Annotated in this window: 16 protein-coding genes and 1 other RNA gene; 3 read left to right on the top strand and 14 right to left on the bottom strand. The window is 62.5% G+C overall.

Features of this window, described 5'->3' with window-relative positions; translation table 11 throughout:
* Window positions 1-37: 37 nt before the first annotated feature.
* The 12 genes from FEZ59_RS27675 to FEZ59_RS27620 all read right to left on the bottom strand — a co-directional run bounded on the left by FEZ59_RS27675 (window position 38) and on the right by FEZ59_RS27620 (window position 11,153).
* On the bottom strand, window positions 38-781 hold the full coding sequence (locus FEZ59_RS27675) for a thioredoxin domain-containing protein (protein ID WP_172933472.1): 744 nt from the start codon (window positions 779-781) through the stop codon (window positions 38-40).
* Between the two features lie 42 nt (window positions 782-823).
* On the bottom strand, window positions 824-1,312 hold the full coding sequence (locus FEZ59_RS27670) for a MauE/DoxX family redox-associated membrane protein (RefSeq protein ID WP_019747868.1): 489 nt from the start codon (window positions 1,310-1,312) through the stop codon (window positions 824-826).
* Window positions 1,313-1,337: 25 nt separating this feature from the next.
* Window positions 1,338-2,591, bottom strand: a complete 1,254-nt coding sequence (locus FEZ59_RS27665; protein WP_069145922.1) for an MFS transporter — start codon at window positions 2,589-2,591, stop codon at window positions 1,338-1,340.
* A gap of 42 nt (window positions 2,592-2,633) precedes the next feature.
* A complete protein-coding gene (gene pgm / locus FEZ59_RS27660) occupies window positions 2,634-4,271 on the bottom strand; it encodes a phosphoglucomutase (alpha-D-glucose-1,6-bisphosphate-dependent) (protein ID WP_172933471.1) in 1,638 nt (545 codons plus the stop codon).
* Window positions 4,272-4,368: 97 nt separating this feature from the next.
* On the bottom strand, window positions 4,369-4,713 hold the full coding sequence (gene crcB, locus FEZ59_RS27655; RefSeq protein ID WP_019747865.1) for a fluoride efflux transporter CrcB: 345 nt from the start codon (window positions 4,711-4,713) through the stop codon (window positions 4,369-4,371).
* A complete protein-coding gene (locus FEZ59_RS27650) occupies window positions 4,710-5,087 on the bottom strand; it encodes a CrcB family protein (protein WP_172933470.1) in 378 nt (125 codons plus the stop codon). Before FEZ59_RS27650 ends, crcB begins: the two co-directional genes overlap by 4 nt.
* A 23-nt stretch (window positions 5,088-5,110) precedes the next feature.
* Window positions 5,111-5,914, bottom strand: a complete 804-nt coding sequence (locus tag FEZ59_RS27645) for a DUF1295 domain-containing protein (protein ID WP_042951461.1) — start codon at window positions 5,912-5,914, stop codon at window positions 5,111-5,113.
* The gene (locus FEZ59_RS27640; protein ID WP_172933469.1) at window positions 5,911-7,227 is read right to left on the bottom strand and encodes a cyclopropane-fatty-acyl-phospholipid synthase family protein; all 1,317 of its coding nucleotides are present in this window, start codon (window positions 7,225-7,227) and stop codon (window positions 5,911-5,913) included. The genes FEZ59_RS27645 and FEZ59_RS27640 overlap by 4 nt, the downstream gene beginning before the upstream one ends.
* Window positions 7,224-8,513: a cyclopropane-fatty-acyl-phospholipid synthase family protein gene (locus FEZ59_RS27635; RefSeq protein WP_172933468.1), complete on the bottom strand. Its 1,290-nt coding sequence runs from the start codon at window positions 8,511-8,513 to the stop codon at window positions 7,224-7,226. Before FEZ59_RS27635 ends, FEZ59_RS27640 begins: the two co-directional genes overlap by 4 nt.
* Entirely contained in the window at window positions 8,510-9,253 is a 744-nt protein-coding gene (locus FEZ59_RS27630; protein ID WP_047889485.1) for a DUF1365 domain-containing protein, read from the bottom strand. Before FEZ59_RS27630 ends, FEZ59_RS27635 begins: the two co-directional genes overlap by 4 nt.
* On the bottom strand, window positions 9,244-10,524 hold the full coding sequence (locus FEZ59_RS27625) for an FAD-dependent oxidoreductase (protein WP_047889484.1): 1,281 nt from the start codon (window positions 10,522-10,524) through the stop codon (window positions 9,244-9,246). Before FEZ59_RS27625 ends, FEZ59_RS27630 begins: the two co-directional genes overlap by 10 nt.
* Window positions 10,521-11,153: an alpha/beta fold hydrolase gene (locus tag FEZ59_RS27620; protein ID WP_069145918.1), complete on the bottom strand. Its 633-nt coding sequence runs from the start codon at window positions 11,151-11,153 to the stop codon at window positions 10,521-10,523. Before FEZ59_RS27620 ends, FEZ59_RS27625 begins: the two co-directional genes overlap by 4 nt.
* 53 nt (window positions 11,154-11,206) lie before the next feature.
* Here FEZ59_RS27620 and FEZ59_RS27615 point away from each other — a divergent pair, with 53 nt between their 5' ends.
* The 3 genes from FEZ59_RS27615 (at window position 11,207) to FEZ59_RS30475 (ending at window position 14,496) form a co-directional block, all read left to right on the top strand.
* Window positions 11,207-12,022: a GNAT family N-acetyltransferase gene (locus FEZ59_RS27615; RefSeq protein WP_346343253.1), complete on the top strand. Its 816-nt coding sequence runs from the start codon at window positions 11,207-11,209 to the stop codon at window positions 12,020-12,022.
* Between the two features lie 108 nt (window positions 12,023-12,130).
* Window positions 12,131-13,414 carry an HNH endonuclease signature motif containing protein gene (locus FEZ59_RS27610; RefSeq protein WP_172933467.1) on the top strand — a complete coding sequence of 428 codons (1,284 nt, stop codon included), beginning with the start codon at window positions 12,131-12,133 and terminating at the stop codon, window positions 13,412-13,414.
* A gap of 101 nt (window positions 13,415-13,515) precedes the next feature.
* Window positions 13,516-14,496: an alkaline phosphatase family protein gene (locus FEZ59_RS30475; protein WP_046378361.1), complete on the top strand. Its 981-nt coding sequence runs from the start codon at window positions 13,516-13,518 to the stop codon at window positions 14,494-14,496.
* A gap of 89 nt (window positions 14,497-14,585) precedes the next feature.
* On the opposite strand, the gene ssrA is transcribed toward FEZ59_RS30475, so the two are convergent.
* Both ssrA and FEZ59_RS27595 read right to left on the bottom strand, forming a co-directional pair.
* Window positions 14,586-14,956: a transfer-messenger RNA gene (gene ssrA / locus FEZ59_RS27600) on the bottom strand.
* A 66-nt stretch (window positions 14,957-15,022) separates the two neighbouring features.
* Window positions 15,023-16,561, bottom strand: coding sequence for an SDR family oxidoreductase (locus FEZ59_RS27595; protein ID WP_070386905.1), 1,539 nt, complete (start codon window positions 16,559-16,561; stop codon window positions 15,023-15,025).
* Between the last annotated feature and the right edge of the window lie 17 nt (window positions 16,562-16,578).

The raw sequence follows: 16,578 nt of genomic DNA, 5'->3' as shown, positions 1-16,578 counted from the left end.
CGAAGCGGCCGCTCCTCGTCCGAGCGGCCGCTTCAACTCAGGAGGAGAGCTTGGAAACCCAGTCGCTACTGCCCGTGTCAACGATCTTGCCGTTCGCCACTACCGTGGGCGTCCCGTTCGACCCGACATCCTTGAGCGCCTGGCTGGCGGCTGCAGCATTGGCCGCGGCTGCTTCGACGTTGGTACCGGAAGAGATGCAGGTTGCCACGTCCTCGGATGCGCCCGCATCACGAGCGATCTGGGCGAGGTCGTCGTTGGTGTGATCGCTGCTGCCGCCCTCGGCAGGCTGCGTGTCGGTCGCGAAAAGCTTGTTGTGGAATGCGGAGTACGCGATCGCGTCACCACCCTGAGCGACGCAGAGCAGAGCGGCGCCGGCCCGTGTGGAGTAGTCACCGCTGCCCGACGCCGGGTTGAGGAAGTTCAGCATGTGGTACCGCACGGCGACTTCACCGTTGTCGACGGCGGCCGCGAGAGCCTGGCCACTGAGGTGCTCGAGAGCAGCGCAGGCCGGGCACAGCGGATCCTCGAAGAGATCAATGGTCGTCGCGGCGGAGGGCTTGCCGAGCAGCACCACTCCGTTGTCCTGCACCGTGACGGCAACTTCGGAACTCTGCACGGAGCCGTAGCCGTCGTTCTGGGGCTTGTTCTTGCTGTTCGTCCACAAGACACCGCCGATGACGAGGGCCGCGATCACGAGCACCGCGAGGCCACCGATGATGTAGGTGGAGCGGCTCGAGACCGGTTCCGGCGAGTATTTGTTCTTGCTGCTCTTGGTGCTCACGCTGATGCAGTCCTTCGTGCGTCGAAACGATTTACCGATTGCTTACCTTGCCACTGAAGACTGAGTATCCACTGAGAACGCCGCGCGTGATCCGGGCCCCAATGCGAGCGGCGAACGCGGGAACACGAGCAGCCAGACGGCAAGTGCCAAGAAGCCCAGGTCCCGGAGAATCTCCTTCAGATAGTCCCAAGCGCCGACGTCGGCTGCACCTCCGCCGCCGAAACATCCGCAGTCGATGGACAATCCCCTGGCCCACACCGAAATGATCACCGCAATGAGAACCGTGAGGATGACCACCGAGACCGCAGCGGATACGCGCACCGCCAGCCCGACGAGGATCAGCAGGCCCAGCACTATTTCGACCAGGGGAAGAGCCGTCGCCACCGGACCTACCAGCGACTCGGGCAACAGTTGATAGGCGCGCACCGCGATCTTCGTCTGCACGGGATCAAAAAACTTGAGTCCCCCGGAAATCAGCCAAACGGCCGCCAAACCCAATCGGGCCACAAGACTCACGATGCGAATTGCCACCCGATCGAGAGTACAGAATGCCCGGTCAGTCCAGGTTTGTCCGCGCAGGAGTATCCGTTAGCACCGTCACACCAGTCAGATCTTCGACGACGGATTCGACGGGCTTCGTTCGCGACGGAACGAACAACCAACCCGTCGCCGACACGACTACTACGGCTCCCATCACCGCGAAGGCCGCCGAGTACGACACATGCTGGGCGATCAGCCCGGCACAAATCGGCGCCACTACCCCACCGATGTCGGACATCATCTGGAATACCGCCAGAACGGGTCCGCCTCGGGCCGTCGATCCGACAACATCGGCAACCGCGGCCTGCTGGGCCGGACTCATGAGCCCGGAGCCGACACCAGTCACTGCGGCGATGGCGAAGAACACCACAAGGTTGTCGGTGAATCCCATTGCGATGGTTCCCAGACCGCAGATGAGCAGACCGCTCACGACAAAGGGCTTGCGTCCGAAGCGGTCCGAGAGTCGTCCGGACACGATCAATACCAACGCGTTTCCGACGGCAAAGATCGTGAGAGCGTAGGCCGCTATCGACGGGTCTCGGTCGAGGAACTCCACGACGAACAGAGGGACCATGGCAACGCGAACTCCGAAGATCACCCCGCCGAAGGCGAGGTTCGATCCGAGCGCTGCCCGGTACACCGGCGACTGGAGCCCTTCTGTGAGAGTCATCGACTTCACGTCGACAGCCTTGTCCGGTGACGCCAGGTGAGATCCACGCAGGCTCACGAAGACAACGAGCGCGGCGATCACCAGCGCAACTGCGTAGATGATGAACGGCATCCGCAGACCGAACTGCAACAGCGCACCGCCGACCAGCGGGCCGCCGATCGATCCCATGAGAAAGCTTGTCGCGTACAGCCCCGAGACGCGGCCGCGACTGTCCGGCGGTGACATGCGAATGATCAGCCCGAGGGCCGACACGGTGAACATCGTCGACCCGATACCGCCCAACGACCGGAACAGCAGAAGCTGCCAGTACTCCCCGGCGAAAGCGCACGCACCGGTCGAGACCGCGACGATCAAAAGGCCGACGATGTAGACCGGACGCTCACCGAGTTTCTGTACCAAAGAGCCGCTCATCGGCGCGAACACCAATCGCATAAAAGCGAAAGACGAGATCACGATCGTGGCGGCGGTGACCGATACGTCGAAGCTGCGCGCGAACTGCGGTAGAGCCGGAGCGACCAACCCGAATCCGAGGGCGATGACGAAGCTGGCGGCGACCAGTACCCAAATTTCCTGTGGCAGCTTGGCTGCACGAGTTTTCATGTCGCCCGGAATTCTAGCCGGGCGACACGAGCGGTCCGCGAGCTAGTTCGCCTTCAAGACGCCGGACACCAAGTCCTTGGCCGCTGCCTGAACCTGAGCCAGATGATCGGCGCCCTTCATCGACTCGGCATAAATCTTGTACACGTCCTCCGTGCCGGACGGCCTCGCTGCAAACCACGCGTTCTCTGTCGTCACCTTGAGACCACCGATCGCCGCGCCGTTTCCGGGCGCCGCGGTCAGTGTCGCCGTGATCGGTTCACCCGCCAGTTCGGTCGCACTCACCTGATCGGGAGACAGTTTCGCCAAGACTGCCTTCTGTGCGCGTGTCGCGGGCGCATCGATCCGCGCGTACGCCGGGCTCCCGAACTTCTCGGCCAACGCGTCGTAATGCGCTGACGGAGACTTTCCCGTCACCGCGGTGATTTCCGACGCGAGCAACGCAAGGATGATGCCGTCCTTGTCCGTCGTCCAGACGGAACCGTCGTGGCGGAGGAAGGATGCACCGGCGCTTTCCTCGCCGCCGAATCCCACCGACCCGTCGAGCAGACCGGGAACGAACCACTTGAAACCGACTGGAACCTCGAGCAATTCGCGGCCCACACTGCTGACCACGCGGTCGATCATCGAGGAACTCACGAGTGTCTTGCCCACCTTGGTGTCTGCGCGCCACCCTGGCCGGTTCGCGAAGAGATACTCGATGGCAACGGCGAGATAGTGATTCGGGTTCATCAACCCGCCGTCGGGTGTGACGATGCCATGGCGGTCGGAGTCTGCATCGTTTCCGGTCGCGATGTCGTAGCGATCCCGAATTCCGATCAGCGACGCCATCGCGTCGGGCGACGAGCAGTCCATGCGGATCTTGCCGTCAGTGTCGAGCGTCATGAATCGCCAGGTCGGATCGACGAGAGGATTCACCACTTCGAGGTCGAGTCGGTGAGTTTCGGCAATCGCGCCCCAGTAGTCGACGCTTGCCCCGCCGAGGGGATCTGCACCGATCCTGATTCCGGCATCGCGGATTGCATCGAGGTTGAGGACAGAGGGGAGGTCTTCGACGTAGTACCGGAGGAAGTCGTAGCGTTCGACGCGGTCCAGCGCCTGCGCCGCCGTGACACGCCGTACCCCGGAAAGCCCCTTGCGCAGTATCTCGTTCGCTCGATCGGCGATAACCGACGTCGCATCCGTATCCGCGGGTCCGCCGTGTGGCGGGTTGTATTTGAAGCCGCCGTCACGTGGCGGATTGTGTGAAGGCGTCACGACGATGCCGTCGGCTTTTGCCTCCGGTCCGGTCGAGTTGTACCGCAAGATCGCGTGGCTGACCGCCGGGGTGGGCGTGTAGGCATCGCGTGAATCGACGAGGACGACGACATCGTTGGCCACCAGGACCTCCAAGGCCGACAGCCAGGCAGGCTCCGAGAGCGCATGTGTATCGCGGCCGATGAACAGTGGTCCGTCGATGCCCTGCGAAGCGCGATACTCGACGATCGCCTGGGTTGTCGCCAGGATGTGAGCTTCGTTGAACGCCGCGTCGAGACTGGAACCGCGATGTCCTGAAGTGCCGAAAAGTACCTGCTGCATCGGGTTCTCGGGATCCGGGGTGCGCGTGTAATACGCGGTGACCAGATGAGGAACGTCGATCAGATCCTCTGGCAGAGCCACTTGTCCTGCTCGTTCATGCGCCACGAATCCCCCTCGGCCCGGTGGTCGACCACTGTGTCGACGCGACTGTGGACAATTGTCTACCCTGGCCGCGTGGCGTGCACGCTCGACGCCGGATCGGTCAATCCGTGATCTGGATTCCCAACCACGCAGCAGACAGTCCGACGATCAAACTGACGACGATGTAGATCAGCGAGAGGGCCGTCTGGCGCCTCTCGACCATCCCGACATTCTCGTTCGCAAAGGTCGAGTAGGTGGACAAGCCACCGCAGAATCCGGTCGCCAGAAGTGCGGCCATCTCGGTGGAAAGAGCTGCCCCGGTGAACAATCCAAGGAGGAAGCAGCCGATCACGTTGGCGGCGAACGTCGCAGCCGGGAATCCCTTGTACGCGGGCACATACCGCGCCAACAGGTACCGGCCACTCGCACCAGCGCCGCCGCCGAGTGCCACCAGGAGAACTGTCATGCCGACGCTCCGTCCCGCGCGCGGATCCAGCGTTCACCGAGCCCTTTGCCCAGTGCAGCGGCGAGGATCGCGGGAATCAGTGTCCCGAGTACGTAGAGAGTCGATCGCCACGGACTCTCCGTCACAGCGTGAACCGCGAAGGACGAGAAAGTGGTGAAGCCACCACAGAACCCGGTGCCGAGAAAGAGGTACCCAACCTTGTTGTGGACGAGGAGGGCCGCGAGAACACCGAGAACGAACGAGCCGACGACGTTGATGACCAGTGTCGTCCAGATGTGGGGAAAGAGCTCCCCCAGCCCGTATCGACTCAGTGCCCCCAATGCTCCGCCGACGGCAACCGCTCCCACCGCACCCGGCAGCTTCAGATCACCCATGCTCTCGCCTCACCCGAAAGAGCCTACGTCCCGGATCGGGCTTTCGGCGGGCGCGGAATGAAGTAACTTGTCCGCTGCTGATACTCGCGATAACCCGGACGCTGTTCCATATGTCGCTCGAGCAACCGCGCACCGGTGGCGAAGACCAGGAAGTACGTCATGGCGATCGGCGAGAGGACAGTCAACACTCCCGGCCACACGGACGCCGAGACGAGGAAGATCCCCCACCAGACGCATGCGTCGCCGAAATAGTTGGGATGCCGCGTCCACGCCCACAAGCCTTGATCCATGATGTGGCCACGGCTACCCGGATCGGATTTGAATTCCTCCATCTGCCGGTCGCCGACCGTCTCGAACGTGACGCCGACGATCCACAGCACGATACCGAGCACAACAAGAAGCCCGAAGCTACCGTTCGATACTGCTGCGACCTGGATCGGCAGGGAGACGAACCACAACGAAATCCCCTGCGTGAGATAAATCTTGCGGATCGCATACAGCGTTCGATTACCCGTCGCTCGTCCGAGCATTTCTTCGTACCGCGGATCTTCACCCTTGCCGCGGGATCTGATCGCCATGTGCGTCGCCAACCGCAGACCCCAGATCGCCACCAGCGCAAGCATCAACAACCGGCGCCAGAGGTCGCCGGTTCCCACTATCGCGGACACGAGCGCGATCAGAACGAAGCCGGCGCCCCACGACACGTCGACAACATTGTGCCGCCCGATCCGTACACCGATGGTGGCTGTCACTGCCATTCCGACGGCGATCGCCAACAGGCTCGTGAGCGTGACCACTCCGAATGCGCCCCAGTCGAATCCGTTCATCGCCGCGACACCCACTGCGGCCGGACCGATTCCATATCCGATCGACCATCACCGTGCGGCCGGACCGACAGAATCTGATCGACGCCCATCCTGCCGTCCCGAAATGCCATTCCTCCGCCGACGAGGTAGAGACGCCACACCCGAGCGACTTCGACACCCACGAGATCCACGACGCGATCCCAGTTCGATTCGAAGGTCTCGATCCACGCGTCGACGGTCCGCACGTAGTGCTCACGCAGGGCGTGCACGTCCCGGACTTCGAGTCCACCTTCCTCGATCATCGCAACAGTGCGACCGACCGGCCGCATGTACATGTCCGGCGCGATGAACGACTCGATGAACGGACCTCCCCCGGGGTGCGCACCGGTGCGTGACATCTGCTGAATCAGCACACGGCCACCGGCAATAACGTTGTCGTGGAGCGCTTTCACGTATGTCGGATAGTTGCCCTCACCGACGTGCTCACCCATCTCGATCGACGCGACCGCATCGAAGGGACCGTCTGGAATCTCTCGATAATCTTGGAGCCGGATCTCGACCCAGTCTTCCAAACCGAGTGCGCGGATCTTCGCGTCGACAAAAGCCTTCTGCTCCGCCGAGATCGTGATGCCGACAACCCGAGCGCCGTACTCACGCGCTGCATGCAGGCTCAGCGAGCCCCAACCACAGCCGACATCGAGAAACCGCAGGCCTCGCGCCCGATCGAGACCGACCTTGCGGCACACCAGATCCAGCTTGTCTGTCTGTGAGTCTTCGAGCGTGTATTCCGGCGCGTCGGAAGTCCAATAGCCCGAGGAGTACGCCATGTTCTCATCGAGGATCAGTTGGTAGAAATCGTTCGACAAATCGTAGTGGTGCCCGATCGCCTCGCGGTCGCGGGCGAGACTGTGCAAGCGGCCCTTCACCTGAGCCTGCGACGACGGTGGAGCCAAAGGTCTCCCGAAAATACCGAAGGATCGCGCAGCCTTGACCGCGGCCAGGACGAGAGACGGGGTCGGGGTAATCGACCCGAGCCCCCGCTGGGCAGAGACCTTCCACACGTGTGTGAGCGCATCACCGAGATCGCCTTCGACGTCGAGTTCACCGAGAACATATGCCTGCGCCGCTCCCAACTCGCCGGGATTCCAGAGCAAGCGTCGCAGCACATTCGGGCTGTAGAGCGTCACTTTCGGAGCATCTTCCGGACCTGCTGTGCTGCCGTCCCAGGCAGTCAATCTCACCGGAAGTTCGCCGCCGACAAGTGGACTGAGGATGTCCGAGAGACGGCCCGCAACGCCGGCACCTTGTGCCGTCCGATCCATCGTGGCGGTCATCGCTGGTTCCTCCGATCGAGAACAATTTGCTGGACGTCGAGATACCCCGAGCGAAACCCCGCCTCGGAGTAGCAGAGATAGAAATGCCACATGCGCGCGAACACTGCGTCGAACCCGAGCGCGGACGCTTCGTCGGCGCGAGCACTGAAACGCTCGTCCCACAGCCGCAACGTCTGCGCGTAGTGATCGCCCATCGACATCCGCTCACGCACCCGAAGGGTTGTCATGCGTTCGGTGACGTCCTCTATCGCCCGCACCGACGGGAGAAATCCGCCGGGGAAGATGTACTTGTGCACCCAGGTGTAGGTGTTGCGGGTCGCGAGCATCCGATCGTGCGGCATCGTGATGGCTTGGATCGCCGCGCGCCCACCCGGCGCCAGCAGGGCGTCGATCGTCTGGAAGTAGCTTCCCCAGTACTGGTGGCCGACAGCCTCGATCATCTCGACCGACACGACGGCGTCGTACTCCCCCTGTACTTGCCGATAGTCGAGAAGGTCGACCTGAACGCGATCTGCCAGTCCCGCAGCGCTTATCCGCTTCGCCGCCAATTCCTGCTGTTCGACCGACAGTGTCACTGAGCGCACCGTTGCTCCGCGCTCGGCTGCTCGGATCGCCAATTCTCCCCAGCCTGTGCCGATTTCGAGCACTCGCGAACCGGGACCGACACCCGCACCGTCCAGCAGGCGATCGATCTTCCGATGCTGAGCCGCTGCGAACGCGTCCCACGACGGGGTAGCTCCCACCGACAGATCCTCGAAGAGAGCACTGGAATACGTCATGGTGTCGTCGAGGAACAGTTCGAACATCTCGTTCGAGAGGTCGTAGTGCCGGGAGATGTTCGAGCGCGTGTTCTGCGTCGAATTCCGCTCACTGCGAGGCTGCTTCGGAATGTAGAGGCCTCGTAGCCGCTGCAGGAAGTCGGGAATCAGCGTCGCCACCCGGGAGGCGAAGACTTCCAGGACCGCGGTGAGGTCGGAGGCTTCCCAATCGCCCGCCATGTACGACTCGCCGAATCCGATCAACCCACTGTCGCCCACACGAGCAGCGAAGTCGTCTGGACGGTGGATGACCATCAACGGCGAATCCGGACTACCTCCACCGGAGAACTCACCGTTGGGCATCTGAACGCGCAGCGGCAAGCGCGCGACCGCCTTGTGGAACAGAGCGCGGGCAACCGGCGACGCAACCCTCACTTTGAAACCGCTGGGCACCGTGGCAACGCCCGGCCACCGCTCGGATTCGATCGGGTGAGCGGAAGGTTCGGTGCCGAGAGTGGTCGTGGTCATTGCACTGCCTCCTGCGGGTGATGTTGCGGTCGGGGAACGATAGGTAAGCGCCTGGCCCACAGCCGGATTCCTTGAAATCTGATCTGCGCGGCGACTCGCAGCGGAGCCAGCGGGATGGAGAGCGCACTGCGGACGATCTCGCGCGTCGTCGCCGGCACACAACGACCGGACACCGTGGCTACGAATGGCGCCTTGCCGTCACGGGCCAGAACTATCGAGAGCGCGAGCGCGGTGTCGGGTAGCGGTAATCGCATCCGGTACTCGCCGTCCAGATCGTTGAATGGAGACACGTAGAACTCTTTGGACGTGCGAGCCCCGCCGCGTTCGTCGGTTTCGAGCAGGTAGCAATGCCGCTCGCCGTAGGTGTTGTGAACCTCGGCAACGACGCACCGCTGACTGCCGTCGTCGTTCAGACACCAGAACACACTCAGTGGGTTGAACACATGCCCGAGAACACGTGCGTTCGCAAGCATGAGGATGCGGCCGCCGGCGAACTCCAATCCGTTAGTTGCCAGAAAAGACTCGACGTTGGCACGAATCGATCGGGTGGGGTCGCCGAGGTGATCTCCGGCGTCGAACTTCGCCAAGGGTCGCAAAGCCTTCGGGAGCTCGGGCAGATCGTCGACGTCGACGAGCCAGCTGTAGCTTCGGTACTCGAACTCGTTGTGCAACGGCTCCGTTCGTACGTGCCGGATGCTCGTATGAACGATGGACGGCGTGATGGGTGCAGTCACGGCCACCGACCTCCGACGCGTTCGGCGGCACGCAGGCCAGACAGTGCACCGTCCTCGTGGAAGCCCCATCCGTGGTACGCACCGGCAAACGCGAGCACGTCCGAGTCCAACTCGGGAAGCCGCGCTTGAGCGGCGACGGAGGTGGGTGTGTACTGCGGATGCTCGTAGGTCATCTGATCGATCACCGAGTCCGGGGACACCATTTCGTCTCCCCCCAACGTCACCAGGTAGCGCCGACCGGTCTCCGGCAGCCGCTGCAACCTCGTCATGTCGTAGCTGACCAGAACGTGATCTGGCTTCGCGTTGCATTCAGGGATGTAGTAGTTCCACGACGCGCGCGCATTGGTGTTGCCGGGCAGCACATTTTCGTCCGTGTGAAGTTGGGTGTGGTTGACGGAGTACGGCATTGCGCCGAGGACCTGGGATTCGGCAGGCGTCGGATCCGCCAAAATCTTCAGTGCTTGCTGCGGATGCGTTGCGACCACAACTGCGTCGAAGGTCTGGATCTGGTCGTCGCCGTCACGAATGTCGACGCGATCGTCGAACCGTTGGACGGCGCGAACTGGCGTGTTCAGGCGGATATCCCCGATACTTTTGGCGACGAGACGAACGTATTCGCCCGATCCACCGGTGACTGTTCGCCAGGTCGGCGATCCAGTGACGCTCAGCATTCCGTGGTGATCGAGGAACGAGAACAGGTACCGCGCGGGATATTTCAGCGCCGAGCCGGGATCACACGACCAGACTGCCGACACGAGCGGAGTCATGAAGTGAGCGGTGAAGTAGTCGGAGAACCGGCCGCTGCGCAGAAACACTCCCAGTGTCTGGTCGGGTGCCGACGGATCCGTGTTGTCGAGCAGGGCGCGGGCACGGCGATGGAAGCGCTTGACCTCCATCAACATGGACAGAAAGCTGCCGTTGACAAGGAGCCCCGGCGTCGGGAGAACGCCGCGCAACCCTTGGCCTCCCGAGTACTCGAGACCGCAACCCCCACACCTGACCGACATACTCATGTCGGATTCCTGCGTAGGCACATCGAGTTCTGCGAACAATCGCAACAATGTCGGATAGGTGCGATCGTTGTGAACGATGAACCCCGTGTCGATGGCGAGGCTTCGCCCTTCCGGGTCGGTGACCGAATGGGTGTCCGCGTGCCCGCCGAGCCGTGAATCCGCTTCGTAGAGGGTGACGTCACTGTCCTTACTGAGCACCCACGCCGCTGTCAGACCTGCGACACCACTACCGACGACGGCCACCTTGCGCTTGTCGGAACTCATCGTCGTTCTCCCATCTTTGTCGCGGCTACCCCGCGACTCATTCGTGCGATTGCATCCGCGACGAGGCGATGCCAGGTCGCCGCCCGACGGAGCATGAAGTGGCCTGCGCCGTCGATGCCGATCCATTCAGCGCTCTTACCCGACTTCTGCAGTTCGTCAACTTTCCGACGAGACGCTGCCGGGTCGGTCCACGAGTCGGCCGTGCCGTGGAGCACAACCAGTGGTGTGTCCGAACGCAGATTCACCGACGTTCCATCGGGCCACCACGGCGCCAGCGCAACCACACCGACCACCGCCGGATCGCCACACAGTTCGGCGGCGACCCGTCCGCCCATCGAGTGGCCCAGCAAAATCACCCGAGCTTGTGCATTACGTTTCGTTATCGCGTCGAGTGCGGCTCGAGCGTCGGCGACCGGACTGCGCTCGGCACCGTTCCAACCACGAACCCGATAGCGGGCCTGCACCGCTTTCACACCGGAGCGGCGAAGCTGAGCGGTGAACGGGCGCATCCGAAGGTTGGACAGGTGCCAGGCGCGAGCCGGGCGATGGCTCGAGACCTTTCCTCCAGGCAGCACGAGCACCACCAGGTGCTGGTCACCGTCCTGCTGTTGCCGTCGGTTGGGCGTCATGCATGGCATTCGGAGCCGAAAACCATTTGGATGGGGTTCGTAGAATTTCTTTTGTGAATCGTGAAGCACCCGTCGGTGACGTCCTCGACGCCATGGACGCCAACTTGGTTTCCCATTCCTGCCACCTGCATGAACACTTGCCGACTGCATCGGTCACGGTCACTGCGGACGTTGTCGTCGCAGACAGCGGCCTCGCCGACGACACTTTCAACATCATCGCTGGTGCTCGCTTCGCCGTACCTGCCGACGGGCCCGAAGATCGGCGACTGATCGACATCCTCGCCTCGATTCGGGCAACCGGACGTCCGTTCTCCTGGTGGACCGGACCCCGCGATAATCCCTCTGACCTCGGGGCTCGCCTGTCCGCCCTCGGCCGCGTGCGCTCCGAGGAAGAACGAGCGATGACGGCGGACCTTGACGTCGTCCCTCATCCGACGCCTGTCCCAGAACTCTCCGTTCATCGGGTGACTACTCGTACCCAGCTCACCGACTACGCCGCCGTGATGGCCGCCAACTGGTCGCCGCCCTCAGCCGCAGTAATTGGATTCTTCGAAGACACCGCTGATGCCGCCCTCGATGAGCGTTCGCGGAGTTCGTTTGTCGTGGGGTACGCGAACTCCCAGCCTGTCGCCGGAGCCGAGGTCCACTTTGCCGCCGGCGTCGCCGGCCTGTATGGCGTCGTCACACTCGAAACGGCTCGCCGACGCGGATTCGGCTCGGCGGTCACCCTTGCCGCACTCGACATCGCCCGCGAGCGAGGTGCCCGAACAGCAGTACTTCAGGCGTCCAGCGACGGCGCACAGCTCTATCGAAACCTCGGCTTCGACGATGTCGGCACCTACGCCGAGTACTCGATCGGCAGCAGTTAGACGTCCCCGCGGGGACGCTTTCACCCCGTATCCGTGAAGGTGTCGGCACCCACATCTACCATCGAACGTACATTCGAAATGATGTCGGACGCGAGCCGGGGGGCAGCCATGAACGCAGCTTTAACCGAGAACGCAGCACTGATCGATGAAGATACGCAGGGTTCCAACCGAGACGACGTGGATCAGCTCGGCTCGGAAATCTGCGCCCTCGCCGGCCAGATCGCCGCGGCCACGGCTCGATTCCTTACCCTCCTGTCGAAATTCGACGAAGACCGCGGATGGACCGGTCCGGGACTTCACTCGTGCGCCCACTGGTTGTCGTGGAAGTGCGGAATGAGCCTGCACACCGGCCGTGAATACGTTCGCGTCGCCAAAGCGCTCCGACCTTTGCCCGAGATGCGGAAGGCCTTCGAGCAAGGCCGCCTGTCCTACTCGAAGGTTCGCGCCCTCACCCGGGTCACCACGCCCTCCAACGAAAAGCAGATGGTTCGGTTCGGATGTGAGGCGCCCGCAGCCGAGATCGATCGTCTCGCCGCAGGTCTGCGTAAAGCAACCGACAACGAATCCGGCAAAACCAAAGCGGTCGAACATCTTCAGGTCCGCTGGCATTGGGACCCGGATACGGGCGAATTTGTCATCAAAGGACGCCTGCCTGCGCAGGACGGCGCCCGAATCCTCGCAGCGTTAGCTGTGACGGAACGTGAACGCACCCGAATCGCCGCCATCCGCCCCGTCGACGAGAAGGCCGCAAAGAACCCGGTCGGAAATATCGGGCCAGGTCTCGTCGCGATGGCAGAGCTCGCCACCGCCGCAGTCACGGACCGCACGCCCAAGGCCGCCGCGAACGAAGTTGTGTTCTTCCACGAAGCGAACACCGTCCGAGTGCCGAGCGGACCCGCATTGCCTCAAAATGCCGCTGAGGAAGTGCTCTGCAACGCCAAGCTTCGCCTGGGAACGACCAAGGAAGGATGCGTTCTGAATCTAGGTCGGCGGACTCGCGTCGTCAGCGCTAAACAAATGTTGGCATTGAACTACCGCGACGGATGCTGCCGCACACCAGGATGCGGACGGACCCGCTTCCTGCACGCACATCACGTGAAATTCTGGGGACGCGGCGGCAATACGGACTTGGACAATTTGATCATGCTTTGCGGTACCTGCCACCGCGCGCTGCACGACGGCAAGTTCACGATCTCTGCACTCGGCGAGCAGAAGTTCGAGTTTCATTACGCCAATGGAGACGTCATCGACCCAGCACCGCCAACAGAGGGGTTCGCCGATGACCTATTGCGCGGAGACGTACCCGACGACGCGATCGTACCGGCGTGGAGCGGAGAGCCCCTCCACCTCGATCACGCGGTCAGCGTCATCCTTGACGGCTGGGCCGCGTGAGCAAACATTGGTCTAGTCCAATCTGAATCCGTCGTGAACAATCAGACAACCCTCGCATTCAGGTAGTGCAATTGGTCTAGTCCTATCGCAATATCTTTAGCGTGACCAAGAAAATCGCACGCACCTCAGCCGCTATCACACTCCTCCTCGCCGGCGCTGTTGCTGCCGGAACTGCAACTGCTGCAGCAATTCCCGGATCGTCCGACCTCAATCCGTCGGCCGCCGAGAAGACAGTTGTCATCGGCCTTGACGGCACCATGCTCAGCCACATCAAGACCGCCGATGCTCCCCGTCTCCAGAAGCTGATCGCCGAAGGAACCAGCGGAGAATCTTCAATCCTCGGCCACACCACCATCTCCGGACCGTCGTGGTCGACCATCCTGACCGGCGTCTGGGACACCAAGCACGGTGTCAAGGACAACACGTACGCAGGCGCCCGCTTCGACCTCTACCCGAGCGTGTTCACACGGTTGGAAACAGCACAGCCCTCTCTGCTCACCGAGTCGATCTCCACCTGGGGCGGCATCGACAACATCGCATCCAGCGGCACGCCGAAAGCCGACGTTGTCGTCACCACTGCCGATGCAGGTTCCGGAGCGGCCACCGATGCTGCGACCGCTGACGCCGTCGCCCGCGACATCACCGACAAGGGACCTGACCTGATCTTCACCCAACTCGATCAGGTGGACGGCGCGGGGCACAGCGGCGGCACCAACGGCGCTGCGTACGAAGAGTCCATTGCCTCGGTCGACGCTCAGGTGGGCAAGATTGTCGATGCAGTTGATCAACGCGCCGCGAAGACCGGTGAGAAGTGGACGGTTCTGGTCACTGCGGATCACGGCCACAAGCCTGCTGGAGGGCACGGTGGCCAGACGCCGGCGGAAGCAACGACATTCGTCATTGCACGCGGTGCGGGATACGCGGCCGGCAAGACCACCGACGCGTACACGATCGCCGACATCACGCCGACCATCCTCCAAAGCCTGGGCGTTGCATTGCCTGCCGATCTGGACGGAAAGCCGCTGGCCAAGGAAGCTCCCGGCTTCGTCGGCTCGGTCGACCTGGGATTCTTCGGCTCCTGATCGCAAGAAGACCCGGGCGCTCAGCAGAGTGCCGCAGCAAGACCGCAAAAAGGTCGGGCCGGAGAGCGTGTGCTCTCCGGCCCGACCTGTTGTGGAGCTGCCGGGAATTGAACCCGGGTCCTACGTTGAATCGCTAGGGCTTCTCCGTGTGCAGTTCGCTAAGTCTCTACTTGGATCTCCCAGTCTCGCGAACAAGCCAGGATGACGATCCCAGTCACTGTTTGATGTCCCATTCGACTCCGTGACCGAGCCGAACAGTAAAGCCCTCTAGCTGATGCCAGGAACCGGGTCGAGGGCAACCCCGGGCTGACAGACACGCTTCGCTACTTAGGCAGCGAGAGCGTAGTCGCGCTGATTGGAATCGGCGCTTATAGGTTTGCAGCGACGCTTACGGTGGTCTCTTGCCTGCACCGACACGCTTCCCCTAACTCAACACACGCAGTCGAAACCGTTCAGCCCCGTGTGTGCCCCGCGTCTTTCGTGGGGCTATTCACTATAACGCGCCGAAGTTCGGAAGTCATACCAATTAATCGGCGGCACTTTCCGTGTCCTTCGCCGCAGCTGATTCCCTGATAGCTGCGGTCTCACGCTCTGCAGCACCGGTGATGTTGGTGATCATCCCCTGGAAGACAACTCCGTGGAAAGGCAGGATCGAGTACCAGTACGCCCGGCCGGCGAGCCCGCGAGGGAAGAAGACCGCACGCTGATCGAGATGCGAACCCACCGGCCGTCCATCCGCACCCGCCGGACCTTCCGACACTCGCAACTCCAACCATGCTCCGCCCGGAACCTTCATCTCGGCGCGCAATCGGAGCAACTTGCCTCGATCGATTTCTTCGACCCGCCAGAAGTCCAGGGCTTCACCGGTGTTGAGCCGACGTGGATCCCGCCTACCCCGGCGCAGTCCGACCCCGCCGACCGCGCGGTCCATCCACCCCCGGATGGCCCACGCCAAAGGGAATGAATACCAACCATTCTCGCCGCCGATCGACTCGACGACCGACCAGAGGGTTTTCGGATCCGCAGCACAGTCACGTTCGCGGTGGTCTACGTAAACTGCCTCCCCTGCCCAGTCCGGGTCGGACGGAAGAGGATCGGACGGCGCTCCCGCGATCGTCGCACCGGACCACGCCGTTTCCACCTCACCGGTCTCGATCTTGCGAAGCGCCAAACGCACAGCTTCCCGGTACGGCGTGAGGCCACCGGCCGGAGGCGGGATGAAGTCGTCGATGTCGTGGTCGTGCATCACCGCGTCGTTCTGCAGTGATTCGATCAGTGGCATCGCCAAGCCCCGTGGGATCGGCGTGACCAATCCCACCCAGTGACCTGCCAGACGCGGGGTGAGGACGGGCAAGACGAGGATGCGTCGGCGTACCAATCCTGCGACGTCGGCGTAGGTGTTCATCATCTCGCCGTACTGCATGACATCTGGCCCACCGATGTCGAAGGCGCGGTTGACCTCCGGCGTTGTCGCCGCGGCTGCGATCAAATAGTGAAGTACGTCACGCACCGCGATCGGCTGAATGTTGTTGTGCACCCACTTGGGTGTGGTCATCACCGGAAGTCGATTGGTCAAGTGGCGCACCATTTCGAAGGACGCCGAACCCGATCCGATCACCACCCCAGCTTGAAATACAACTGTCGGAACCTCGGAGTCGAGGAGGATCCGACCGACTTCGAGCCGAGACTGCAAGTGAGTCGACAACTCTCGGTCGGACGGATGAAGCCCGCCCAGGTACACGATCCGGCGCACCCCCGCATCGCGGGCAGCGGCGGCGACGTTCTCCGCGCTTCGCTTGTCGATATCCGAGAACGACCCTCCACCGCCCATGGCGTGAACGAGGTAGTAGACCACGTCGATATCGTCGAAAACACCTGAGAGGGAGGCACTGTCGGTCAGATCCCCACGCTTGATCTCCACGGAATCATGCCAGGGAACATCGCGTAGTTTCTCCGGGCTGCGCACCACCACTCGAACGCGATGGCCCTCTTCGACCAGACGAGGGGCAAGACGTCCGCCGATGTATCCGGTCGCACCCGTGATCAACACTCTCACTGCGTCCATCACCCCACGCTACGCAC

It is taken from the genome of Rhodococcus sp. MS13, assembly GCF_013277835.1.
Classification (GTDB): Bacteria; Actinomycetota; Actinomycetes; order Mycobacteriales; family Mycobacteriaceae; genus Rhodococcus_F; species Rhodococcus_F erythropolis.
The sequence above is the reverse complement of the archived record's forward strand: the minus strand, read 5'-3'. Positions and strand labels throughout refer to the sequence as shown.